The following is a 23,767-nucleotide window of genomic DNA, read 5'->3' on the forward strand; positions in this document are numbered from 1 at the left end:
CCAAATGAACTTCAGTGGCGGCGCAGTTTTTCGAGCAGCGCAGGTGTCGGATAGCCGTCGGCCGGCAGACCGGCCGAAACCTGATAGGCCCGGATCGCCTTGCGCGTGTTGAAGCCGATAATGCCGTCGACGCCGCCGGTATCGTAGCCGCGCGCAGACAGCAGGCGTTGCAGGTCCATGCGTTCGGTGCGGCCGAGCGGCCGGTCGCTGCGCGGCCAGTCGGCCACGATCTCGCCGCGCCCTTTGTAGCGATCGGCCAGAAGATGAACGGCCAGCGCATAGGAGGTCGCCGCATTGTAGGCAAGGACCGTGCGGAAATTGTGCATCACCAGAAAGGCCGGGCCGCGATGGCCGGAGGGCAGGAAGATCGATGCCTTTTCCTCGGCCTCGCCGCCGGGAAAGGGCCGCCCGTCGACACGCGCAACGCCGGCCCTGGCCCATTCGGCCTGCGGCCTGGATATCGACATGTCGGCATCGGCATAGGCAAAGCCTTGCGGAAGCCTGACCTCGTAGCCCCAGACGGCGCCGCCGCGCCAGCCGGAATTCTGGAGATAGTGGCCGGCCGATGCCAGCGCATCGGCATGCGAGTTCCAGATGTCGCGCTTGCCGTTGCCGTCGAAATCGACCGCATGGGCATTGTAGGTCGTCGGAATGAACTGCGTCTGGCCCATGGCGCCAGCCCAGGAACCGAGCATGTTTTCCGGCTCGATGTCGCCTTTCTGGATGATCTGCAAGGCCGCAATCAGCTGCGTGCGGCCATAATCCGTGCGCCGCCCCTTGTAGCCCAGCGTCGCCAGCGAGCGCACCACGCTCATATTGCCCTGGAAGGAGCCGTAATTGGATTCAAGGCCCCAGATCGCGACCAGCACATGCCGGTCGACGCCATAGGCCTTTTCGATGCGCTCGAGCAGCGCCCTGTTATCGGCCAGCAATGCCTTGCCGCGGGCGACCCGCGTCTCCGACAGCGCACTTTCGAGATATTCCCAGACCGGCCGGGTGAACTCGGGCTGACTTTCATTGGCCTCGACCACGCGCGGATCGGGACCGACCCCGCGCATCGCGCGGTCGAAAATCTGCGGCGCGACGCCCGCCTTGAGCGCCGCCTCGCGAAAACCGGTCAGCCAGTCGGCAAACTGCACGTCATCGACCTGGGCGGCCGGACTGCCCGGCGGCGGCAACGGCAGACCGGGTTGCGCATCGGCGGCACAGCCGGTCACCGCAAGACCCAGCAGCGCGAGGGCCGCTGCGGCAACGCGCAACGGGCGCCGGACGGCTGGACGGACAGAAATGGGCATCGAGGACTCCAAGGCATATCGTTCGACAGACGCTATCACGGCCCGGTTAAAAATCGAGCGACCGCGACGCCGCCAACCTCGAGGACCGCGCCCCCGAGCCGGAACTCCCTATCGGTCAAATAAGGCGAGATGTCGACCGGCCCCGGCCCGTAGTTGAAGATGAATTGGAAGGGACCGCGCCGCCGCGTCCTGAGGCCAGCCGGCAGCGCGGCGACGGCAAGACCTGCCTCCTGCGCCAGCCGTTCGACCACCTGTTGCAGCAGGCCGGCATCGGGCGCGCCGGCCAGGTAGTGCGCGCGGCCACTCCGCGTCCATGCCGGATGCCCGTCCGCCGTCTCGGCGAGGACTTCCGTGCCCGGCGCCGTGACGACGAATTCGCGCCAGCGGTCGAAACTGAAGCTCTCATTGCCGATTCGCACCGGAACAGCCGAGCCGGGCCGGAAGCTCTCGACCCGTGTCACCTTGAGACCGAGCAGATCCTGAAGCGGTCCCGGCGCCAGATTGTCGGGGATGCGGTGCGCGGCGGTTCGGCTGCCCGTACGCGGTGCGATCAGCAAGTGCCCCCGGCAATTGGCAAGCGATGCGGCCAGCACATCCGGCACATGCGGCATCGGCGGCACCAGCACCAGCGCGTAGGACGCAAGATCGGCATGCGGACCGACCACATCGATGTCGAGGCCCAGACGCCGCAGCGCGCGGTACATCGCAAAGGCCTGCTCGATATAGGTGAAGTTGCGGCCCTGGGGCTGCACGCGCAGGAACCATGCCGCTTCGTAGGAGAAGACCAGCGCGACCTTTGCCGGCGCGGGCGCCCCGAGCGGGCCCAGCGCAGCGAGATCGGCCGCCAGCTGCTCGACCTCGTGAAGCGCGCGGTCGGGCGTGTCGTCCGGCAGATTGAGGCCGGCATGAAACTGCTCCTGCGCAAAGGGCGCCTGCCGCCAGCGGAAATAGGAGATCGTTTCGGCGCCATGGGCAAAGCCTTCGAGGCCCCAGAGGCGGACGAGACCGGGCGCGGCATCGGTATTGTATTGCGCCCAGTTGACCGGCCCCGGCTGCTGCTCCATCACCCAGAAGCGCCCACGCCCCGCGCCGCGATAGAGATCGTGATGAAAACCCTGCAGATCGGGATCGCCGGTGCGCGCAAAGGCCGCCTTGTGCGACGCTTCGCCCGGAAAGACGTCGAGACTGCCCAGCGGATAGGAATCCCAGGTCGCAATGTCGAGATCCTTCATCACCTCGTAGTGATCGAAATCGAGAAAGAAGGTCATGAAATTGTGCAGGATGTCGCGTCCCGGCGAGAGCGCCCGGATGATCGCCGTCTGCACACGATTGAAGGCCGCGACCTGGTCCGATGCATAGCGATGGAAATCGACGCGATGTGCCGGATTGGTTTCGGTGACGGCGCCTGCCGGCAGATCGATCTCGGCAAAGTCGCGATATTCCATGCTCCAGAAGACATTGCCCCAGGCTTCGTTGAGCGCGTGGATGTCGCCATAGCGCTCCTTCAGCCAGTGGCGAAAGCCGATCAGCGCTTCATGCGACCAGGAAAGCACCGTGTCATGGCAGCCATATTCATTGTCGGTTTGCCAGGCGACGATACCGGGATGCCGACCGAAGCGTTCGGCAAGCGCGGTCACGATCCGGGCGCATTCGTGGCGGTACCCCGCATGTGAAAAGCAGTAATGCCGGCGCGAGGCGAAACCGCGCGCGCGGCCGCGGGCGTCGACCGGCAGCATGTCGGGCATCTGGTCGACCAGCCATTTCGGCGGCGTCGCGGTCGGCGTGCCGAGCACCACTTCGAGCCCCGCCGCATGCAGCGTATCGAGGGCACGGCCCAGCCAGTCGAAGTCGAGATGGCCGGGCCTGGGTTCGAGCCGCGACCAGGCGAATTCACCGATCCGCACGCGCGTGATGCCCGCCGCGCGCATCCGCCGTGCATCGTCGGCCCACATCGCCTCCGGCCAGTGCTCGGGGTAGTAGCAGACACCGATCGTGACGTCGGTGGCGCGTGGTTCGGCCATGGATTCCCCCCCCGGTTTTCTCTAACTTGCCGGAAACGGCGGCAGGACCGCAAGGCGGCACGGGAAGGACGACGGATGACCAGAGTTTGCATGATCGGCGCGGGCAGCACGGTCTTCATGAAGAATCTGGTCGGCGACATCCTGTTGAACGATGTTTTCGCCGATTGCGAGATCGCGCTTCACGACATCGACGAGGCCCGCCTGAAGACTTCGGCGATCGTTGCGGCCAAGATCGCCGACAGCCTCTCGGTCTCCCCCACGATCACTGCAACGACCGACCGGCGCGAGGCGTTGAAGGATGCCGATTTCGTCATCGTGATGATCCAGGTCGCCGGCTACAAGCCCGGCACCGTCACCGACTTCGAAATTCCGAAGAGATACGGCCTTCGGCAGACCATTGCCGACACGCTGGGTGTCGGCGGCATCATGCGCGGGCTGCGCACTGTGCCGGTGCTGCTCGAGATCGCAAACGATATGCGCGAACTCTGCCCAAAGGCGTTGATGCTGCAATATGTCAATCCGATGGCAATCAATTGCTGGGCGCTGAACCGCATGGCGCCCGACATCCGACATGTCGGCCTCTGCCACTCGGTCCAGGGCACCGCCTGGGAACTCTCGAAGGATCTCGGTGTCGACTACAAGTCGCTGCGCTACCAATGCGCCGGCATCAACCACATGGCTTTCTACACGCGGTTCGAACACGAGCGGCCCGATGGCACGCGCGAGGACCTCTATCCGCGATTGAAGGAAATTGCCGCCTCGGATGCCGAACCCGAATGGAACAAGGTACGATACGAGGTGCTGCGTCGAACCGGCTATTTCGTCACCGAATCGAGCGAGCATTTTGCCGAATATGTGCCCTGGTTCATCAAGCGCGACCGGCCGGAGCTGATCGAGAAATTCAATATACCTCTCGACGAATATATCCGCCGCTGCGAGGAACAGATTTCGGCATGGGATGCCCAGGAGCGCGATCTTGTCTCGGCCAACCGCCTGGAGGTCAAGTTCTCGGGCGAATATGGTGCCAAGATCATGCGTGCCGTCGTTTCGGGCAAGCCGGCCGTCATCAACGGCAATGTCGCCAATCACGGCCTGATCGATAACCTGCCGGCTGGCGCCTGCGTCGAGGTGCCGTGCCGCATCGATGCGAACGGGGTGACACCAACGAACGTGGGCACGCTGCCGCCGCATCTGGCCGCATTGATGCAGACCAACATCAATGTGCAGGCGCTGACGCTGGAGGCGCTGGCAACCGGCAAACGGGAGCATATCTACCACGCTGCCATGCTGGACCCCCATACCGCCGCCGAATTGTCGCTCGACCAGATCTGGAATCTCGTCGACGACCTGATCGAGGCGCATGGGGACTGGCTGCCGCGCTTCCGCTGACGCCCCCCCCGAAAAAGACAGCCATCTACCGATTTTTGTGTCATTTGGGCGACGCAAATATAAAATCCCGACGCGGTTGGCGGCGGGGGCAGAAGCCGATTCGCACGGCGAAGGGGGAAATCGACATGGAATTCGCACTGTCCAGAACCTGGCAATGGAAAACGCTGCTGATCTGGACAGGATTATCCGCCCTGCTCTTCGCCTCCTGGTGGCCGATCGACATCACGCGCGCGTTCTGGGATGCCTTCGACCTATGGGTCTTCCGGGCGGCAAACGCGACCGTCGCCTGGGAGCCGATGGCGATCATCTGGGCGCTGTCGGGCGACCGGCGCTTCGACTATTTCTCGGCGCTGATCATTTTCGGTATCTATCTTGCCTATATTTCGCGCGGCGATCTGGCGCGGTTCCGCGACGGTGTGGCCTTCGGCATCATGACAGCCGTGGTCCTGCTGGTGGTGATCGTTCTGCAACGCGAGATCATCGCCTTTCCGCGTCTCTCGCCCTCGCTGGCGCTCGACAGCTATCACTCGATCCAGACCCTTGTCCCCTGGTCGCTCGCCAAAGAAGGGTCGAACTCGAGCTTCCCCGGTGACCATGCGACCGTTACGATGATCATTGCCGTGTTGTGGTGGGTGGGATTCAACTGGCGTCTCGGCCTGCTGGGATTCGTTCTGGGTTTCCTCTTTGCCATGCCACGCATCGCGGCCGGCGCACACTGGGCCACCGATGTGGTCATCGGCGGCGGGTTCGTGACGCTGCTGACAATCGGCCTGGTGCGGGGCACGCCCTTCGGTTGGTGGATATATGGCTTTGCGGTGCGTCAGACCGAGGCCGCACTTGCCCTCTGGATCGGCACTGTCGACAAGCTGAACGTCGCCCATCACGACAACGTCAATCCGACGCGACAGGTTCTGCGCGGCATGTGCATCGGCGCCGCCGATCTGGTGCCGGGCGTCAGCGGCGGCACGATGGCGTTGATCCTTGGCGTCTACAAGCGATTGATTGCAGCCATCGCACATGTCGACATGGCGTTTCTGCGCCAGCTGGGACAGCGGGAAATCATGGCGGCGCTGAGACGGATCGACTTTCTGTTTCTGCTACCGCTGGGGATCGGCGCCGTTCTCGCCATTGTCATTTTCACCCGCATCGTGCCGCTCTCGGTACTGGTCACTGAATTTCCCGAAGCCACCTTCGGCTTCTTTTTCGGCCTGATCGCGGCTTCGGTGGTCGGCCTTGTCTCGCATGTCGACAATGGCAGCCGGCTGCACTGGATCTGGCTCGTTCTCGGCGCCGCGTTCGGCCTCGCCGTATCGATTCTCGTGCCGGTCCGCACACCCGACGATATCTGGTTCATTTTCCTCTGCGGCATGATCGCCATCGCCGCCATGCTTGTTCCTGGTATTTCAGGATCATTCGTACTTCTGATCCTCGGGAAATATACCGATACGATCGATGCATTGGGGCGGCTCGATTTTTCGTTCCTCGTGCCGCTGGCTGCAGGTGTCATTGCAGGAGCGCTCGCATTCTCGCGCGCCATCTCCTGGCTGCTGACGCACTATCAACGCCAGACGATGCTGACGGTGATCGGCATTCTGGCTGGCTCCCTGCTGGCCGTGTGGCCGTTCAAGGAGCGTGAATACGCCCTGATCGACGAGAAAATGCGCCTGGTCGCATCGCATCCCTACTTTCCCGACCAGTTCGACAGCGGCGTCACCGCTGGCCTGATCGCCATGGTGGCGGGCGCCCTGCTCTTCCGGCTACTCGACCGTCTGGCGCAGAAATCGGAAGAGGAAGAGGCGGAGCAGCGGCAACAGACGTGAGTCAACCAAAAAACCCGACGTTTAGATTAGCTTAAGAAGACCTTAATCGGCGGCATGCTTCAATGCAGGAGCATGTTAACAATCTATAATTGCATCATCATTGAGCACGACCCGAGCCTCGTTGCTCTGGCGGTCTTCGTCTGTCTGTTCGCCAGCTATACGGCCCTCAGACTGCTTGTCCATGCCGGCGAAACCGGATCCCAGGGCCGCACGCCCTGGGTACTTGCCGGCGGCGTCGTTGCGGGCAGCGGCATCTGGGCAACCCATTTCATTGCGATGCTGGCCTTTCGCCACGGCGAGCCTGTCGGTTACGCGCCGGGCCTTACGATCGCCTCCCTGTTCATTGCATTGGCATTGACGACCCTCGGCTTTTTCATCGCTGCCCGCATGAGACCGGCGGGTATCGGCGGCGCCATCGCAGGCCTGTCGATAGGAGCAATGCACTATGTCGGCATGGCCGCTGTCAGCCTGCAAGGCCATCTCGTCTGGGACCGCGCGCTTGTCGCCGCTTCGGTCCTTCTTGGTGTGAGTCTGACCGCGGCAGCACTACAAACGACATTCTCGAAGCCCGGGCTCGTGGGACGCCTTGCCGGCGCCGGTCTTCTGGCGCTCGCGATCTGTGCCCTTCATTTCACCGGCATGGCAGCTGTCTCGATCGTGCCCGACCCTGGTATCGCGCTAATCGAAAACACTGTGAATCCACATTCGCTGGCAATTCCGATTGCGGCAATCACGGTATTGATTGTCGCGCTGGCCTTTGCCGGATCGGCTGTCGACAGCCACCTCGCCGACCGCGCGGTAAAGGAGGCCGAAAAGCTTCGCATCTATGTGGCAGAACTTGAGGACACCAAGCGCAAACTCGAAATCACATCCAGGGATCTGCTGGTAGCGCTGGGCGCAGCTGCCTCGGCCGATCAGGCCAAGTCCCAGTTCCTGGCGACGATGAGTCATGAACTACGAACGCCGCTCAACGCGATACTCGGATTTTCGGAGATCATGGCAGCGGAGACTTTCGGGCCGCTCGGCAGCGCACGCTACAAGGATTATGCCGACGACATCCTCAAAAGCGGCAAGCACCTGCTTTCGCTGATCAACGATGTTCTCGACTTCACCCGTGTCGACGCTGGCGCATTGCAGCTCAACGAGGAGACTGTCGATATTGCCGATGCCATCGGCGATACCGTGCGCATGATCGAGGCCCAGGCCAAAGCCGGCGGTGTTAGGTTGCATGTCGGGACGGCCGGAGCGCTGCCGCACATCCGTGCCGACCACCGGCGTGTCCGGCAGGTTCTGTTGAACCTGCTGTCGAACGCCGTCAAGTTCACGCCGCCCGGCGGGCAAGTGCGCGTTACCAGCGCTGTTGAAGACGGAGCGCTTGTCATCCGCGTCAGTGATACCGGCATCGGCATCGCGGCCGAAGACATCCCGACGGCACTCGAGCGGTTCGGCCAGATCGACTCCGATCTCGCCCGCAAATACGAAGGCACAGGCCTCGGACTTCCCTTGACAAAATGCCTGATGGAATATCACGACGGTTCGCTGGAAATCGATAGCACAAAGGGGCGTGGCACGACGGTCAGTATCCTCTTCCCGGCCGGGCGCGTGCTGGCGGGGCCGCCGGCACGCCTTCAGCAAGTGCGCAGCCTTTCCTGACCATGAAACAGCCAGCCTTCAAAGCGGCACGCGCCATGCGCCGGGATTGTCCACGGCAACGCGCGACCACCATTCGGGTGAATCGCCAGCCAGCAGGGCAACGATACAACCGCCAAATCCCGCACCGGTCAGACGCGCGCCAACCGCACCAGCATCGCGCGCGCTCTCGACGAGACGGTCGAGCGCCGGCGTCGAGACCTCGAAGTCCTGCGCCAGAGAAGCATGACTTTCATTCATCAGCCGGCCGAAACCGGTGATGTCCGCTGCCTGAAGCGCCGTGGCTGCGGCGAGCACCCGCGCGTTCTCGGTCACGACATGGCAGGCATATTTCAACATTGTGTCATCGGACAGGGAAGCAATCCGGGAAGCATCGGCATCGCGCAAGGCTGTCACGCCGAGACGACGCGCCGCCTCGACCGTCGCAGCACGTCGCGCATTATAGGCGCCGTCAGCTAGGCGGCGCGGTTCGCCACAATGAACGATCTCAAAATGAAATCCAGGCGGCACCGGAACGAGCTGGCCTGTGCTCGTTCGGCAGTCGAGGAGCAGTGCCTGACCGGACCGGCCCATGGCGCTCGCCATCTGGTCGAGAATGCCGCATTGAACACCGCAATAGTTATTCTCGCCAGCCTGTGCGAGGTGTGCAATCCGGCTGTCGGAAACCGCCTGTCCGGTGAGAGACAGCATCGCCCGCAGCGTGGCGACCTCAAGCGCGGCCGACGATGAAAGTCCGGCCCCTGACGGCACGGACGAGCGCACCGTCATCTCGACGGGCGGCACCGTGAATCCGGCTTTCACAAGTTCGGCAAGCGGGCCGGCGACATAATCGCTCCAGTTGCCACGCGGCGGGCCAAACGGATCAAAGTCCAGCGTGTCCTCCATCTCCTCACTGTGGACGCGAAAGCCATCTGCCGGCGCCAGCGCGACATGCGTTTCGAGCGGCAGCGGCATTGGTAGGCAGAAACCTTCCGCATAGTCGGTGTGATCGCCGATCAGATTGACCCTTCCCGGAGCCGAGGCCCGGGCAACGGACCCGCGGCCGAACACGCGCATGAATGCATCACTCATGCGCCTGTCTCCGGATCGACCGCCTTCAGACGTGCCGCCGCCTGTTCAGGCAGCACGTCGACCAGAAAGACGCCCGCACCCTGTTCGACACCCGCCAGGAATTTCAGCTTGTCGTGGTCGCGTCGGAACGGCCGGATCTCGATCGTCATGTGGAAGCTTTGTTCGAATCCGCGCGGCGCCGCCTGCACAGTCAGAATGTAGGGCATGGGGCGACTGAAAAGTCCATCAAGCCGCCGAATGGCCCTGCGCAACAACCGCGCCAGTGCCTCCGTTTCGACCGGAGAAAGCGCATCCGGACCGGCGACCCGACGGCGCGGTGCAAGCCAGGTCTCGAAGGGATACATGGCGAAGGGCGGCACGAACGAGACGGCGGCGTCCTCGGTGTCGATCGCCAATTCGTGCGGCGCCGCATCGATGAGGCGGGCAACAATCGGGCTCTCCTGTTGTGCCTTGGCCGCGCGCAACACACGCTGCGGCACGAAGGGGAAGGCGTATATCTGTCCATGCGGATGATGCAGCGTGACACCGATCTCCTCGCCCCGGTTTTCGAAGGGAAGCACGCAAGAAAGCCCTGCCTCGTCACGCAGCGCCTTGATCCGCGCGCCCCAGACCTCGATCAGCAGCGCCAGCCGGTCGACCGGAAGCGTGCCGAGTCCACCTGCATGATCGGCAGAGAAGACCACTACCTCGCACCGTCCTTCGGCCGGGGCAGCGACAATACCCGCTATGTCGGGAGGAGCCGCCTGTGCTGCGATCAATGCCGGAAAGCGGTTCTCGAAGACGGCGATTTCGAATTCGGCAAACGGAATTTCGCCAATACGCCCTTCACCCGCGGGACACAACGGACAGGCTGCCCGATCTGGCAGGAAGGTGCGCCCCTGCCTAGCGCCGGCATAGGCCACCCACTCACCAAGAAATGGATGCCATCGCAGATGCGGTGGCGCCGCAGGCGGCTCGGACGGCAGGACCGGAAGCGGCGGCGCATCATGCGCCTTGCGTCCGTAAAGCAGCAACTCGCGGCCACCCGGCATCGAATGTCGTCTTAGAGTAAACAACAACGGCTCCGCTCTTGCATTAACCCGGCATTAACCAGAATCGAACCGTCAGGCCGGGACAGCGCTATTCTGGCGCACAATTTGCGCTCTCACGAAGCAATTGTCGCATTCGGACACATTGTTGGCGTGAGTATCGTGACCGCACTGAACAAACAGATTCCTGCATTCGAGGCCGCAACTCCCGTCGCCTCGCCCCTCCCCGCATTGGCGGACGCCGCCACGCGCGAGCAGAGCGCGGGCTCGCGGCTGACGCCGCTGGCCGACCGTTTCATGCTGCTGATGGGCGATCTGGGTGCACTGGTCCTGGCGCAGTTGATCGCCGGCTTTATCGCCTTTGGCGTCAATATCCAGCTTTTCAACACCGAATTCGGCGCTTTGGAAGCCGACGAGCTTGCCAGCCGTCTGGTGCGCATCGGGCTCCTGCTGATGCTTCCGGTTCTCTGGTGGGCAGCCAAGGGCCATTATTCGAAGCGCACGCCCTTCTGGGCCGAAGCCAAGGAGATCGTCAAGGCGATCGCCCTGGTCGCGCTGATCGACGGGTTCCTGCTTTACCTGACCAAGGACTATTTCTCGCGCCTCTGGATGCTCCAGGCCTGGGCCTGGGCGCTGATCCTTGTGCCGTTGGCGCGTATCGCCATGAGACATGTCCTGAAGCGATACGGCGGCTGGACCGCGCCGGTCCTGCTGATTGGTTCGAAAGAGAACACCGATGAGGCCGCGCAGGTGCTCGAATCGGAACCCTATCTGGGCTACGAAATCGCCGGCACGATCGACCTTGCCGAACTGACCTCCGAGGCCAATGCCGCCAATCCCGGCAGCCTTCTCTACCGGGCCGGCGGCCAGCTCTCGGCAGCACTGAAACTCGCCTGTGCGGGCTATGGCGCACGCTTCGTGGTGCTGGCCCCTTCGCCCGAGGAAATGGCCGGTCTCGACCATGTCCTGCGCGCGCTGCACCGTGCCCGCATCGCCTTCTCGATCATCCCGCCGGTCAAGGGGATCGGCGTCATGGCGCTCGAAACCGGCAACTTCTTCAGCCATGATCTTGTCATGCTGACGCTGGCCGACAATCTGAACCGGCCGATGGCACGCATCGTCAAGCGCAGCTTCGATCTCGCCGTCGCCTCGTTGGCGCTGGTGGTGCTTTCGCCCTTCTTCTGGGCCGTATCGGCACTGATCCGCCTGGACGGAGGTCCGGCCTTTTACGGCCACCGCCGCGTCGGCGAGAAGGGGCGCGAATTCATGTGCCGGAAGTTCCGGACCATGCATGTCGACAGCGACGCCATTTTGAAGGAAATCCTCGAAAAAGACCCGCTTCGCGCGGCCGAATGGGCCCGCGACCAGAAGCTGCGCAACGACCCCCGCATCACGCCGGTCGGTCATTTCCTGCGCAAGACGAGCCTCGACGAACTGCCGCAACTGATCAACGTGATCCGCGGCGAGATGAGCCTTGTCGGCCCGCGGCCGGTGACCTATCCGGAAGTCCTGCGCTATGGCGAGGATGCCGAATACTACCTCTCGGCCAAGCCCGGAATTACCGGCCTGTGGCAGGTCAGCGGCCGCAACGACACGACCTATCTGCGCCGCGTTCAGCTCGACGCCTGGTACGTGAAGAACTGGTCGCTCTGGCAGGATATCGCGATCATGTTCAAGACGCTGCCCGCAGTGCTGCTCCGCCAGGGCGCCTGCTGAACCGGCCTTAACCGGCCCAGGCGGCGAAATCGACAGATCCGGCGCCCGGCAGGTCGTCGGGTCTTCTGCGCCTGAATGACAGGATATCAACAGAATCAATGACTTGACAAAAGGGCATGCCCGGCACGCCACCGTCGGCCCGCTGGTAATCCGAACCCTTGGTAACCATCCGTAAAGGTTAACTCTGGCAAGAATGAGGGACAGCCGGCGGGGGCGCGGGCACGAATCATTCGAAAAGGCAGAGCCAGGGCCATGTTTGAGGACAAGTCGATCCTGATCACGGGCGGCACGGGATCGTTCGGCAAGAAATTCACCCGCACGCTGATCGAGCGCCACCGCCCGCGGCGCCTTGTGATCTACTCGCGCGACGAGCTGAAGCAGTTCGAGATGGCCCAGCAATTCGGCGGGTCCGAAATGCGCTATTTCATCGGCGACGTGCGCGACGGCGAACGACTGCGCCAGGCCATGCAGGGTGTCGACATCGTGATTCACGCGGCCGCCCTGAAGCAGGTGCCGGCCGCCGAATACAATCCGATGGAATGTATCAAGACCAACATTCATGGCGCCGAGAACGTGATCAAGGCCGCGATTGAGAACAGGGTCGGCCATGTCATGGCGCTCTCGACCGACAAGGCTGCCAATCCGATCAATCTCTACGGCGCGACCAAACTTGCCTCCGACAAACTCTTCGTGGCGGCCAACAACATGGTCGGCAGCGCCCCGACGCGTTTTGCCGTCGTGCGCTACGGCAATGTCGTCGGCTCGCGCGGCTCGGTGGTGCCCTTCTTCGCCAAACTGGTCCAGGATGGCGCAAAGGAGCTGCCGATCACCGACGAGCGGATGACGCGTTTCTGGATCACGCTGCAGGAGGGGGTCGATTTTGTGCTCGACAATCTTCAGCGCATGCATGGCGGCGAGATTTTCGTGCCGAAGATCCCCTCCGTCCGGATCATGGATCTGGCTGCGGCAATGGCGCCGAAGCTGCCGACAAGAGTCATCGGCATACGGCCCGGCGAGAAACTGCATGAAGTCATGTGCCCGGCCGATGACAGCCACCTGACCGTCGAATTCGACGGTCACTATGTGATCCGGCCGACGATCAAGTTTTTCAACGGCGATGCGGATTATCTGACAAACCGGCGTGGCGAGCGCGGCAAGCCGGTGGATCAAGGCTTTGAATACAATTCGGGCACGAACCATCGTTTTCTCACTGCCGAGGAGATCGCGACCTACAACGCAAGAGCCGCGGAATGACAAAGGCGGTGATCGTTCAGGCGCGCATGACATCGACACGCCTGCCTGGAAAAGTGTTGATGGAGCTTGGTGGCACGACGGTCCTCGACCATGTCCTGACAAGATGCGCAGCCATTCCGGGCATCGACAAGGTCTGTTGCGCTATTCCGGAAGGTGATCGTCACGACGCCGTTGCCGCCGAAGCGGAGCGTTGTGGCGCCGTAGTGGTTCGCGGCGCCGAGCTCGACGTGCTTGACCGCTATCACCATGCCGCACAGAGCCTCAGGGCCAGTGTCGTCATGCGGGTCACCAGCGATTGCCCGTTGATCGATCCCGGACTTTGCGGCGAGGTGCTCGCAATGCTGCTGGCCGACGACACCGCCGACTATGCCGCAAACAATTTCTCGCACCGCTATCCGCACGGCCTCGATTGCGAGGCCTTCAGGTCTGACGCGCTGGCGCGCGCCTGGAACGAAGCGACCGACGATTATGATCGAGAACACGTAACTCCATGGTTGCGGCGTGCTTCCGGCATTCATCGCCTGTCGCTCGGCGGTCCGAATCCCGAACTCGGCAAGCTCCGCTGGACGCTCGATTTTCCTGAGGATCTCGAATTCTGCCGCGCCTTGTTTGCCCGTCTGGGTCCGGGCATCCCGCCGTGGACCGAGACCTTGAAAATCTGCAGCGCCCATCCCGAACTCGAAACCCTGAATGCCGTGCACCGGCAGCGCTGACCCGCAGGAGCAGAACCACCGATCCGTTTGCTGACCAGGCTCCATTCTTCCAGATACTGCTGAGGATCAATTCATGATTCGGCGATACGGCAAACCGAGCGGGCCATTGCTGAGCCTCAAGTCGCACTTCTTCAGTGACAACGAAAGGTTGCTGGATGAACAGCGGCAGCTCGCCGCCCTCTATGCACAACAAGCACGCCGGACGCGTTGCAAGGCGTGCGACAACCCGATTGACAAAGTCGCCTTTTCCAAGCTCGGCGTCGACTACATGATCTGTCCGCGCTGCGGTCATCTCAATGGCGCGTATGAGGACAGCGACGCCTTTTGCGCCGCCGTTTACACAGATGCCTCCGGCGCGGCATATGCCCGCGCCTATAGCGCCGCCGACCGCGAAGCGTATCGCATCCGCACCCGCGACATCTACGTTCCGAAAGCAAAATTTCTCGTCGAATCCCTTGCCACACTCGGCGAGGATCCCGGGACACTTTCCTATGCGGATCTCGGTGCCGGCTCCGGATATTTTGTCGCTGCCTTGCGATCGACAGGTCTCGTAACCGTGCGTGGGCATGAAGTATCCGCGACCCAGGTCGCGCTGGCCAACGATATGGCTGGCGAGGAGCTGGTCGAAATGCATGCGCTTGACGAGACGGTGGCGCTCGCAGGACAGCTTCAGGCGAACGTCGTTTCATTGATCGGTGTTCTGGAGCATCTGCAGCAACCTCGACAGCTGCTGGCAGCACTCAGGTCCAATCCATCGGTATCATATGTCTATATTTCGGTTCCGCTGTTCAGCCCGAGTGTATTCTTCGAGCTAGCGTTCCCCGAGGTCATGCAACGGCATCTGTCGGGCGCCCATACTCATCTTTACACCGAGTCATCGCTTGAGTGGACCTGTCGCGAATTCAGTCTGCGGCGCATGGCTGAATGGTGGTTCGGCAGCGACATCGTCGATCTCTATCGCGGCATTCTGATACGACTGGCACAAAACGAGGCGACGGCAGAGTCGGCCGCCATCTGGCAGGAAATGCTGAAGCCGGCCGTCGACGGGATGCAGGAAAGTCTCGACAGCAGACGACTTTCCTCCGAAGTGCATATGCTTCTGAAATTCGAGAGCGGAACCTGAATGAAAGCACTCCTTCTCGGCAGCACCGGTCTTCTCGGCCAGGCCATCGCGCCGGAATGGCGCCGACGCGGTCACACGGTCCTTGAGGCGGCGCGTCATGATGCACCGATCGCGCTCGATATTGCCGACGAGGCCGCATTGGCCGCAACGCTCGACGCCGAAGCACCCGATATCGTCGTCAACGGCGCCGCTCTCACGGATATCGACGCCTGCGAACGCGACCCCGGAGCCGCGTGGCGCATCAATGCCCGTCCGCTTGCCTTTCTGGCAGACTGGTCGTCGCGAACCGGGAGAGTGCTGCTCCATGTCTCGACCGACCATTACTACCTGGATGGCGGCGCCGCGCCCCATGACGAGGGGGCACCGGTTTCCCTCGTGAACGAATATGCCCGCGCCAAATATGCCGGCGAGGCTCTTGCCCTGACGACGCCGCATGCGCTGGTCTTGCGCACCAGCATCGTCGGCATTCGTCGATGGAAGCACCCGACTTTCGCCGAATGGGCCATCGACGTCGTATTGCATGACCGTCCCGCAACACTCTTCAACGACGCATGGTCGTCCTCCATCGATGTCCGGACATTTGCGGGCGCGGCGCTCGACATGGTCGAGGCTGGCGCGACCGGGCTCTTCAACCTCGCCGCCAGCGTCGTCTATACAAAGGAGGCATTTCTTCGTGAGGTCGCACGCCAGCTCGATGTTAGGCTGACATCTGCGGTTGCGGGCTCCGTCGGCGAACTCTCAACAAGGCGCGCCGGCCATCTCGGCCTTGACGTCGGGCGCGCCGAGCAGGTTCTTGGTTACCATCTGCCGACGCTCGAAGAGGTCGTTGCCTCGGTCCTGAACCAGTACAGGGAAGGTCGTCCATGAACTACCAGACCGCGCTCCGCATCGGAACCCGCGACATTTCGCTCGAATCGCCGACCTATTTCATCGCCGATCTTGCCGCCAATCACGATGGCGACCTGGGGCGGGCAAAGGATCTGATCTGGCGCGCGAAGGAAGCCGGCGCCGATTGCGCCAAGTTTCAGCACTTCCTGGCCGAGCGGATCGTCAGCAAGGTCGGTTTCGAAGGATCGGCAAGCCAGGTTTCGCATCAGGCGAAATGGAAGAAGTCTGTCGTCGAGGTCTACGACCAGTATCACACGCGCCGCGACTGGACGGAGGAACTGCTCGATACCTGCCGGAAGGCGGAGATCGACTTCATGACGACTCCTTATGATGCCGAGGCGATCGACATGTTTCGCGAAATCGTGCCGGCCTACAAGATCGGGTCGGGCGACATCACGCATCACGCCGCCATCGCACAGATGGCGAGAACCGGCAAACCCATATTGCTGGCATGCGGTGCGGCAACCATGCAGGAGGTCGAGGCAGCCGTCGGCCTGATCCTGCAATACAATGGCGCGCTCTGTCTTATGCAATGCAACACCAACTACACCGGCAATCCCGAGAACTTCAAATATGTCAACCTGCGCGTCCTGCAGACCTTTGCTGCCCGCTGGCCGGGCATGGTGTTGGGTTTTTCCGATCATACGTCCGGCCATTCGGCGGTGCTGGGTGCCGTGACGCTCGGCGCACGCATCGTCGAAAAGCATTTTACGGACGACACCTCACGCGAGGGACCCGACCATTCCTTTGCACTCGACCCGGTGACATGGCGTGCCATGGTCGACGCAACCCGCGAACTTGAATTGGCCCTCGGCGACGGCATCAAGCGGATCGAGGCCAACGAGACGGAAACGGTCGTGATCCAGCGTCGGGCGCTGCGGTTGCGGAACGCCTCGCCGGCAGGGACGGTTCTCTCGGAAGATCACCTGGAGGCCTTGCGGCCTTGTCCCGAAGGTGCCATCCCGCCCAGTGCGATTGCCGGCATTCTGGGAAAGCGCCTGACGACGAAAAAGGAAGCGGGAAAGGAACTGCTGTGGAGCGATATCGGACCGCAGTCCTGATCCCGGCCTATCGGGAAGCCGAAACGATTGCAGGCGTCGTCGCCGCGGCCGTCCGACAGGCACGAGTCATCGTGATCGATGACTGCTCGCCTGACGACACGGGCGAGATAGCAGCCGCCGCCGGCGCCACCGTGGTCCGCAATACGACGAATCTCGGATATGACGGGTCTTTGAACCGGGCCTTCGAAAAGGCACAGGAATTGGGTTTCAAGTTTGCCATCACAATGGATGCGGATGGCGAACACGATCCGGCATTGATCGCGAGATTCCGGGACATTCTCGAAACACAGCATGTACCGCTCGTCCTCGGCGTCAGACCGCGCAAGCAGCGTCTGGCCGAGACGATCATGGGGCTCTATGTCAAGATACGTTTCGGCATTGACGACGTACTCTGCGGCATGAAGGGCTATGACCTGCGCCTCCTGTCCGAAAATGGTGGATTCGATCACACCGGCTCGATCGGCACGGAACTCGCCGTCAATTCGCTTCGGCGGGGCGCTTCATTTCGTCAACTGCCCGTCAACGGCACACCACGCAGGGATGCTCCGCGTTTTGACCGGCGATGGCGCGCGAACTGGCGCATTCTGGGCGCCTTGGGCCGCCTGATCGGCCAGGACATCACAAAGGCCTGGCACTCGGCATCAACGCCGGTGTGACGCCGTCCGGCGCACCCTCGTCCGGAAAATTGACTGCACCCTGACGCTCGCCGCCGATCTTCCGGCAGATTCCGCATCAATGTTTCACGGTTGTGCCCGATTTCGCGGCAGGCGGACCGGTCGCCAATGCCGATCCAGTTCGTCAACAAATCCTTACCCACAAGATCGAACTTGGTTAAGCGCGCTTTATCGCATGATCGCCAATCATGCGCCGGGGAAAGACATATCTGAGCGTCCGCCAACTTATGCAGCCCATCATCTCAGGCTGCAACTCGTTCCATGCGGACAGAGGGGGATAAATCGATGACACCGGAAATCCGGCAGCATGTGCAGAGCTCCTTTGCAGCCGTGGCGCCGATCGCGGACCAGGCGGCGGAGCTCTTTTACGGTCGCTTGTTCGAAACCGCGCCCGAGCTCCGGCCGCTCTTCAAGGGTGACCTGAAGGAACAGGGCCGCAAGCTGATGAAAATGCTCGCATTGGCGGTCAACGGCCTGAACGATCTCGATCGTCTGGTACCTGTTGTCGAAGAACTTGGACGCCGGCACGCCGGATACGGCGTCAAGCCGGCGGATTACACGGCCGTCGGCAACGCGCTTCTCTGGACACTCGAGAAGGGGCTGGGGGAGAAATTCACACCCGACGTTCGTGCTGCCTGGGCCGCGGTCTACGAATTGCTGTCGAGCGTCATGATCAAGGCCTCGCATTCACACCCATCAACCAATGTTGCCACTCGACCAGAACCAGAGAAGAAAACGATGCACAATATGATACATCGCTTCAAGAATATGTCTCTTGCCGTCAAGATTCCGGGCCTCGTCGCAACGGCCGCATTGCTGTCGGTCGTCGCAGTCGGAACGATGAGTTATTTTCAAGCGGCAGACGCATTGCATGTCGAAGCCGAAGTTCGATACGAGGCACTTGCCCAGGCCCGGGCAGATGCCCTTCAGTCCTACCTTGGCAGCATACGGGAAGATCTTGCCGTTACAGCGACCAGCAGTACGGTCGCCGATGCACTCGTCGCATTCGACCAGGGCTTCCGCGAGATCAACCGGGACGGCCGCGGTACGCAGGTCCTGCAGGACCTCTATATTCAGGCGAACCCCCATCCGACAGGCGAGAAACACAAGCTCGATCAGGCCGCCGACGGCTCAGCCTACAGCATCGCACACGGTGCCTATCATCCCTGGTTCCGTCAGTTCACTGAGTTGCGCGGCTACTATGACGTCTTCCTGATCTCACGCGGCGGCGACATCGTCTATTCGACTTTCAAGGAACTTGATTTCGGAACGAATCTGAAGTCCGGCGAGTGGAAGACGAGCGATCTCGCCACGGTTTTCAATACCGTGAGCAATGGCGCCACGGCCGGCAAGATCGCCTTTGTCGACTTTGCACCTTACGCCCCGAGCAACGGCGCCGCGGCCAGCTTCATCGCCACGCCGGTCATGCGCAATGGCCGCCTCCTCGGCGTGCTCGCCTTCCAGATGCCGATCGAGCGCATCAATGCCGTCATGCAGTCATCCGCAGGCATGGGCGAAAGCGGCGAGACCTATCTGGTCGGCGGCGACTATCTGATGCGCAGCGACTCCCGTTTCTCGGAGACCTCGACGATTCTCGAAACCAGGATCGAGGGCGAGACGGTCAAGGCTGCGCTGGCCGGCGAAAGCGGCATCAGGGACATTCTCGACTATCGGGGCGTCCCGGTACTCTCGGCATATCGTCCTTTCGATTTCGAGGGCGTTCGCTGGGCGGTCATTGGCGAGATCGACATTGAAGAGATGATGATTCCGGCCAACAGGATGCGGAACAATGCCGCGCTCATCGGCCTTGGCGTACTGGTCATACTCGCCGCCTTCGGTCTGTTCGTTGCCCGCGGCATTACACGGCCGATCACCGCCATGACCGATGCCATGAACGTGCTGGCAGGCGGCAATCACGCAGTCGAGATCCCGGCGACGGAGCGCGGCGATGAAGTGGGTCTTATGGCCAGGGCCGTACTTGTGTTCAAGGAAAATATGATCCGGGCGAAAGAGCTCGCCGAAAAGGAAGCGGCCGCTCAGGAGCAGCGCGAGCGCCGGGCACGCATCATCGACGATCTCACCCGCTCGTTCGACAGCGATGTCAGCGCGGTCCTGAAAACGGTCGCATCGGCCGCCACCGAACTGCAGGCCACGTCGCAGAACATGTCGGCGATCGCCGAGGAAACCTCGCGTCAGGCCGTTGCCGTCGCCGGCGCGTCCGACCAGGCCTCGGGCAATGTGCAGACTGTCGCCTCCGCAACCGAAGAGCTCTCCTCGACCGTTGCGGAAATCGGCCGACAGGTCACCCAGTCGGCCGAGATTGCCGCCCTGGCGGTCAGCGAAGTCACGCAAACCAACGATACGGTGAAGAGCCTCGCCGAGGCCGCACGGCGGATCGGCGATGTGGTCCAGCTGATCAACGACATCGCCGCGCAGACCAACCTGCTGGCGCTCAACGCAACGATCGAGGCGGCACGCGCCGGAGAAGCCGGCAAGGGCTTCGCGGTCGTCGCCTCCGAGGTGAAATCCCTCGCCAACCAGACCGCTCAGGCGACCGAGGGCATTACCGCGCAGGTCGATGCCATTCAGAACGCGACCGAGGGCGCCGTGACGGCCATGGGCAGCATTGGCGAGATCGTCGGCCGCGTTGCTGAAATCGCAACAACCATTGCCTCGGCTGTCGAAGAGCAGCAGGCGGCAACGCAGGAAATCGCGCGCAATGTCCAGCAGGCCGCACAGGGCACGCAGGAGGTGACGCTCAACATTGCCGGCGTGACGGAGGCCGCGGGGTCGACCGGTGTCGCGACCGGCCAGGTCCTGAGTGCCGCGAATGAACTGTCGCAGCAGTCGGAAAGCCTGAGCGCCAGGGTCGATTCCTTCCTGAGCTCCATCAAGGCCGCCTGATCCGTCCAAGAGACGAAGACGATTGCATTCGATTGCGGGGTCCGGCACGCCGGACCCCGTGACCGCATGAGGGCGGCTTCGGCCAGATACATCGGAAACGCCCGCATCCAGATGCTCGTGGCAAACGAACCGGATGCTAAGGACGAAAGGTCTCGCCGCAAGTGCGGCTTGCGTCGTCCGGAAGCGCCCATTCGCGCCAGGGCAACGCCAGGCGGTCCATCTGTACGGCAAGGCTGACGGTGTTATCGGGCGTGCTGCAGACATCGGCGCCACCTTCGACGAACAGGCGCAAGGTCGTCAGATGGTCCGGACGCCGCGGCGCATCGTCAGGCGCATACTCGTAGCCCTGCAACGCCGCAACGGCAGGGCGCAACGGCCATGGGTCGATGCCACTCTCCAGGCGGAATTCGGCATAGAGAGCGATCGCGGCGGCATCGCCGCCGCGCGCCGCATCACGCATCAGTCGCTCATCCGGCATGAGTCCCGCCGCCAGCAGACGGCGCAGCGCCGCCAGCCGATCGGCATCGCCGCCCGGCGCCACGGGACGGCCTTCGTGATCGAGACCGAACCAGTACTGCACCGCATCGAGGCCGCACCATGTCGGTTCGGCCAGTATATCCGGATGCATTTCGATCAGCGTTTCGCGATCCGCCGGAGAAGCTGTCGCAATCCTCGCAAAGAAGTCGGCCGACTGCTCGCAACGTCTCTGTTCGAGAAACTTCAACCCGCCCCAGATACCCGCACCGCCAAAGGCAATGGCCAAAACCATCGCCGGCAGGATGCCTGACGGCCGAATTCCGTCACGCAGGACAATCCAGGCGCACAGGCAAAGCACCAGGACGGCCCAGACACCGAGCACGGCAACGCCATAGAGCGCCAGCGAAAGCCCATCCCAACCCGTCACCAAATACTCACCCGCCACAAACAGGACACCGGCGACAAGCAGGAGCGGGATCGAGATGGAAAGCAGGATCAGAAGATCCCGCGGTATTGATCGGCCCTGCATGACTCCCTGCCCCCCGCCCCATTTTCGATGCAGATCTATAACAGCCATCCTGATCGGTGGTCCATTGCGACGCTGGCGTTATCCAGGGCAGCCTGAGGGCTAGGAACGAGCAGCTGTGCCGCGAGAAGATCCCCCATCTCGCTCAACTGGCGCGGTCCGGCACGACAAGCTGGACGTCGCCGTCAAAGGCAAGCCGCGCTGCCACCATGCGATTCCGCCGGACAAGGAATGCGGCGACCAGAACGCCGAAAAGAGTTCCAACAAGAATCCCAAGCCCGTTCGCCGCAAGATCGCCAAAGGAGGCCGAGCGTGTCGGAAAGAAAGCCTGGACAAGCTCGATCGCGCCACTCATCAGAAAGAGGGCGGAGGCCGCGGCAAGCCGTGACGCGAAGCGCAGAAGCAGCGGCGGCGCAAAGACCGCCAGAAGCGCCCAGGCCGAGAAATGCACGAGCTTGTCGGCATGAGCCAGCGGGATATGAAAGGATGACGGCCCGAGATTGGGCAGCAACGAGCCGGCGAGAACGGCGAGCCCGAGAGCAAGCCAGATCAGCGCAAGCGCCACCCGGATGCGGCGAAGTATGTGGGGATCGCTAAGGGACATTGAGAGACTTCTCGTGACGGCATCGTGCCGGGACAAATGATCGAGACCGTTCCGGCCGGGCGACATGCCACCCGACACAATACCGGGCGAGCGTCTCACTCCGCCGCCGGCTCCTTGATGTCGCGGCCATAGACGTCGTCAAAACGAACGATATCGTCCTCGCCGAGATAGGCGCCCGACTGCACCTCGATGATCGAGAGCGGCTCGGTACTGGGATTCTCGAGCCGGTGCTTCGTCCCGAGCGGAATATAGACCGACTGGTTCTCTTCAAGCATCCGGACCTCGTCGCCAACCGTCACCTGCGCCCGGCCCTTGACGACAACCCAGTGCTCGGCGCGCTGATGGTGCAGCTGCAGGGAAAGTGCTGCGCCCGGATGCACCATCAGATGCTTGACCTGATGTCGCGCGCCAGCGTCAAGGCTCTCATAATAACCCCAGGGCCGATGAACGCGACGATGCGCATTGTGCTCGTTACGGCCGGCACCGGCAATCCGTTCGACGATCCTCTTGACGTCCTGCACGCGGTCGCGTGCGGCAACCAGAAGTACGTCGCCGGTCTCGACAATAACGAGATTTTCGACGCCGAGCGTCGCGACAAGCCCGGACTCCGCCCGGATATAGCTGCCCTCTGTATCCTCGACAATCACATCGCCGACCGTGACATTGCCGTCCTTGTCCTTCGCGCCGATCTCCCATAGCGCGCCCCATGAACCGATATCGCTCCAGCCCATGTCGACCGGAATGACTGCGGCGGCGTCCGTATGCTCCATCACCGCATAGTCGATCGAATCGGACGGACAGGCGGAAAAGGCATCGGCATCGAGGCGCAGGAAATCGAGATCCTGCGCCGCCTTTGCGACGGCATCGACCGCATGCGCCGCGATCTCGGGACAATAGAGCCGCATCTCCTCAAGCAGACGGTCAGCGCGGAACATGAAGATGCCCGCATTCCAGTCATAGCCGCCCTCGGCGAGATAACCCTCGGCCGTGGCGCGGTCGGGTTTCTCGACGAAACGCGCGACCGAATAGCCCGCACCGCCGGCTAGCGCTTCGCCGCGCTTGATATAGCCATAGCCGGTCTCGGGCCCTGAGGGGACCACGCCGAACGTGACGAGCCGGCCCTCGGCCGCAAGACGCGCGCCAGCCGCAACAGCGCCGTGAAAGGCCTCGACATTGCCAATGTGATGATCGGCCGGCAGCAGCAGCACTACGCCCTGCGGATTGCGGGCGCGAACAAAGGCAGCGGCGGCGGCTGCCGCCGGCGCCGTGTTGCGGCCCTCGGGTTCAAGGATATGGGCGAGCGCCCGGAGGCCGGCCTCCTGGAGCTGTTGCGCAATGATGAAGCGCTGCGCGTCATTGGAGATGATGATCGGCGCGGCAAACCCGGCCCGGCCGTCGACCCGCAACGCGGTCTCGATCAGCATGGCGCGCTCGGAAACCAGCGGCAGCAGCTGCTTGGGATAGAGAGCGCGCGAAGTCGGCCAGAGACGCGAGCCGACGCCACCGGAAAGGATCACCGGATAGATGGTGACGCTGCTCATCGTCGATGTCTC

General features: G+C 62.5%; 18 protein-coding genes. 11 read left to right on the forward strand and 7 right to left on the reverse strand.

Annotated elements, in window-relative coordinates; translation table 11 throughout:
* Nucleotides 1-11: 11 nt before the first annotated feature.
* Both AAC071_RS07365 and AAC071_RS07370 read right to left on the reverse strand, forming a co-directional pair.
* Nucleotides 12-1,295, reverse strand: a complete 1,284-nt coding sequence (locus AAC071_RS07365; RefSeq protein WP_339831315.1) for a lytic murein transglycosylase — start codon at nucleotides 1,293-1,295, stop codon at nucleotides 12-14.
* A gap of 35 nt (nucleotides 1,296-1,330) precedes the next feature.
* A complete protein-coding gene (locus AAC071_RS07370; protein WP_339831316.1) occupies nucleotides 1,331-3,316 on the reverse strand; it encodes a beta-galactosidase in 1,986 nt (661 codons plus the stop codon).
* A 75-nt stretch (nucleotides 3,317-3,391) separates the two neighbouring features.
* Between AAC071_RS07370 and AAC071_RS07375 the strand changes: the two genes are divergently transcribed.
* The 3 genes from AAC071_RS07375 (at nucleotide 3,392) to AAC071_RS07385 (ending at nucleotide 8,178) form a co-directional block, all read left to right on the forward strand.
* Nucleotides 3,392-4,705 (forward strand): alpha-glucosidase/alpha-galactosidase, encoded by a 1,314-nt coding sequence (locus tag AAC071_RS07375; RefSeq protein WP_339831317.1) that lies wholly within the window; start codon nucleotides 3,392-3,394, stop codon nucleotides 4,703-4,705.
* Nucleotides 4,706-4,830: 125 nt separating this feature from the next.
* Entirely contained in the window at nucleotides 4,831-6,525 is a 1,695-nt protein-coding gene (locus tag AAC071_RS07380; RefSeq protein WP_339831319.1) for a DUF368 domain-containing protein, read from the forward strand.
* Between the two features lie 72 nt (nucleotides 6,526-6,597).
* Complete coding sequence (locus tag AAC071_RS07385; RefSeq protein WP_339831321.1) at nucleotides 6,598-8,178, forward strand: MHYT domain-containing protein; 1,581 nt, start codon at nucleotides 6,598-6,600, stop codon at nucleotides 8,176-8,178.
* Between the two features lie 18 nt (nucleotides 8,179-8,196).
* Here the strand turns inward: AAC071_RS07385 and galK are convergent, their stop codons facing one another.
* A complete protein-coding gene (gene galK / locus AAC071_RS07390; RefSeq protein ID WP_339831324.1) occupies nucleotides 8,197-9,246 on the reverse strand; it encodes a galactokinase in 1,050 nt (349 codons plus the stop codon).
* Nucleotides 9,243-10,277, reverse strand: a complete 1,035-nt coding sequence (galT, locus tag AAC071_RS07395) for a galactose-1-phosphate uridylyltransferase (protein WP_339831326.1) — start codon at nucleotides 10,275-10,277, stop codon at nucleotides 9,243-9,245. The genes galK and galT overlap by 4 nt, the downstream gene beginning before the upstream one ends.
* Nucleotides 10,278-10,427: 150 nt before the next feature.
* Between galT and wbaP the strand changes: the two genes are divergently transcribed.
* The 8 genes from wbaP to AAC071_RS07435 all read left to right on the forward strand — a co-directional run bounded on the left by wbaP (nucleotide 10,428) and on the right by AAC071_RS07435 (nucleotide 20,607).
* Nucleotides 10,428-11,990 (forward strand): undecaprenyl-phosphate galactose phosphotransferase WbaP, encoded by a 1,563-nt coding sequence (gene wbaP / locus AAC071_RS07400; protein WP_339831327.1) that lies wholly within the window; start codon nucleotides 10,428-10,430, stop codon nucleotides 11,988-11,990.
* A 252-nt stretch (nucleotides 11,991-12,242) separates the two neighbouring features.
* Nucleotides 12,243-13,244 carry a UDP-N-acetylglucosamine 4,6-dehydratase (inverting) gene (gene pseB / locus AAC071_RS07405; protein ID WP_339831328.1) on the forward strand — a complete coding sequence of 334 codons (1,002 nt, stop codon included), beginning with the start codon at nucleotides 12,243-12,245 and terminating at the stop codon, nucleotides 13,242-13,244.
* Nucleotides 13,241-13,957: a glycosyltransferase family protein gene (locus AAC071_RS07410; protein ID WP_339831329.1), complete on the forward strand. Its 717-nt coding sequence runs from the start codon at nucleotides 13,241-13,243 to the stop codon at nucleotides 13,955-13,957. The genes pseB and AAC071_RS07410 overlap by 4 nt, the downstream gene beginning before the upstream one ends.
* A 73-nt stretch (nucleotides 13,958-14,030) precedes the next feature.
* On the forward strand, nucleotides 14,031-15,080 hold the full coding sequence (locus AAC071_RS07415; protein ID WP_339831330.1) for a methyltransferase domain-containing protein: 1,050 nt from the start codon (nucleotides 14,031-14,033) through the stop codon (nucleotides 15,078-15,080).
* Nucleotides 15,081-15,947, forward strand: coding sequence for a sugar nucleotide-binding protein (locus AAC071_RS07420; protein ID WP_339831332.1), 867 nt, complete (start codon nucleotides 15,081-15,083; stop codon nucleotides 15,945-15,947). It begins immediately after the preceding gene.
* Entirely contained in the window at nucleotides 15,944-17,029 is a 1,086-nt protein-coding gene (locus AAC071_RS07425; protein ID WP_339831333.1) for an N-acetylneuraminate synthase family protein, read from the forward strand. The genes AAC071_RS07420 and AAC071_RS07425 overlap by 4 nt, the downstream gene beginning before the upstream one ends.
* Nucleotides 17,002-17,685, forward strand: a complete 684-nt coding sequence (locus AAC071_RS07430) for a glycosyltransferase family 2 protein (RefSeq protein ID WP_339831336.1) — start codon at nucleotides 17,002-17,004, stop codon at nucleotides 17,683-17,685. Before AAC071_RS07425 ends, AAC071_RS07430 begins: the two co-directional genes overlap by 28 nt.
* Nucleotides 17,686-17,988: 303 nt before the next feature.
* The gene (locus tag AAC071_RS07435) at nucleotides 17,989-20,607 is read left to right on the forward strand and encodes a methyl-accepting chemotaxis protein (RefSeq protein ID WP_339831338.1); all 2,619 of its coding nucleotides are present in this window, start codon (nucleotides 17,989-17,991) and stop codon (nucleotides 20,605-20,607) included.
* Nucleotides 20,608-20,743: 136 nt separating this feature from the next.
* Here the strand turns inward: AAC071_RS07435 and AAC071_RS07440 are convergent, their stop codons facing one another.
* The 3 genes from AAC071_RS07440 to AAC071_RS07450 form a co-directional block, all read right to left on the reverse strand.
* Nucleotides 20,744-21,613, reverse strand: coding sequence for a hypothetical protein (locus AAC071_RS07440; protein ID WP_339831339.1), 870 nt, complete (start codon nucleotides 21,611-21,613; stop codon nucleotides 20,744-20,746).
* A 142-nt stretch (nucleotides 21,614-21,755) separates the two neighbouring features.
* Nucleotides 21,756-22,214 (reverse strand): VanZ family protein, encoded by a 459-nt coding sequence (locus AAC071_RS07445; protein WP_339831341.1) that lies wholly within the window; start codon nucleotides 22,212-22,214, stop codon nucleotides 21,756-21,758.
* 95 nt (nucleotides 22,215-22,309) lie between these two features.
* The gene (locus AAC071_RS07450) at nucleotides 22,310-23,755 is read right to left on the reverse strand and encodes a mannose-1-phosphate guanylyltransferase/mannose-6-phosphate isomerase (RefSeq protein ID WP_339831344.1); all 1,446 of its coding nucleotides are present in this window, start codon (nucleotides 23,753-23,755) and stop codon (nucleotides 22,310-22,312) included.
* Nucleotides 23,756-23,767: the final 12 nt, after the last annotated feature.

The organism is uncultured Parvibaculum sp. (assembly GCF_963975745.1).
Lineage (GTDB): Bacteria > Pseudomonadota > Alphaproteobacteria > Parvibaculales > Parvibaculaceae > Parvibaculum.

Bases quoted from the DNA above. Each gene is read 5' to 3' on its own strand.
- AAC071_RS07365 (WP_339831315.1), bottom strand. From the start codon at position 1,295: ATGCCCATTTCTGTCCGTCCAGCCGTCCGGCGCCCGTTGCGCGTTGCC.
- AAC071_RS07370 (WP_339831316.1), bottom strand. From the start codon at position 3,316: ATGGCCGAACCACGCGCCACCGACGTCACGATCGGTGTCTGCTACTAC.
- AAC071_RS07375 (WP_339831317.1), top strand. From the start codon at position 3,392: ATGACCAGAGTTTGCATGATCGGCGCGGGCAGCACGGTCTTCATGAAG.
- AAC071_RS07380 (WP_339831319.1), top strand. From the start codon at position 4,831: ATGGAATTCGCACTGTCCAGAACCTGGCAATGGAAAACGCTGCTGATC.
- AAC071_RS07385 (WP_339831321.1), top strand. From the start codon at position 6,598: ATGTTAACAATCTATAATTGCATCATCATTGAGCACGACCCGAGCCTC.
- galK (WP_339831324.1), bottom strand. From the start codon at position 9,246: ATGAGTGATGCATTCATGCGCGTGTTCGGCCGCGGGTCCGTTGCCCGG.
- galT (WP_339831326.1), bottom strand. From the start codon at position 10,277: ATGCCGGGTGGCCGCGAGTTGCTGCTTTACGGACGCAAGGCGCATGAT.
- pseB (WP_339831328.1), top strand. From the start codon at position 12,243: ATGTTTGAGGACAAGTCGATCCTGATCACGGGCGGCACGGGATCGTTC.
- AAC071_RS07410 (WP_339831329.1), top strand. From the start codon at position 13,241: ATGACAAAGGCGGTGATCGTTCAGGCGCGCATGACATCGACACGCCTG.
- AAC071_RS07415 (WP_339831330.1), top strand. From the start codon at position 14,031: ATGATTCGGCGATACGGCAAACCGAGCGGGCCATTGCTGAGCCTCAAG.
- AAC071_RS07420 (WP_339831332.1), top strand. From the start codon at position 15,081: ATGAAAGCACTCCTTCTCGGCAGCACCGGTCTTCTCGGCCAGGCCATC.
- AAC071_RS07425 (WP_339831333.1), top strand. From the start codon at position 15,944: ATGAACTACCAGACCGCGCTCCGCATCGGAACCCGCGACATTTCGCTC.
- AAC071_RS07435 (WP_339831338.1), top strand. From the start codon at position 17,989: ATGACACCGGAAATCCGGCAGCATGTGCAGAGCTCCTTTGCAGCCGTG.
- AAC071_RS07440 (WP_339831339.1), bottom strand. From the start codon at position 21,613: ATGCAGGGCCGATCAATACCGCGGGATCTTCTGATCCTGCTTTCCATC.
- AAC071_RS07445 (WP_339831341.1), bottom strand. From the start codon at position 22,214: ATGTCCCTTAGCGATCCCCACATACTTCGCCGCATCCGGGTGGCGCTT.
- AAC071_RS07450 (WP_339831344.1), bottom strand. From the start codon at position 23,755: ATGAGCAGCGTCACCATCTATCCGGTGATCCTTTCCGGTGGCGTCGGC.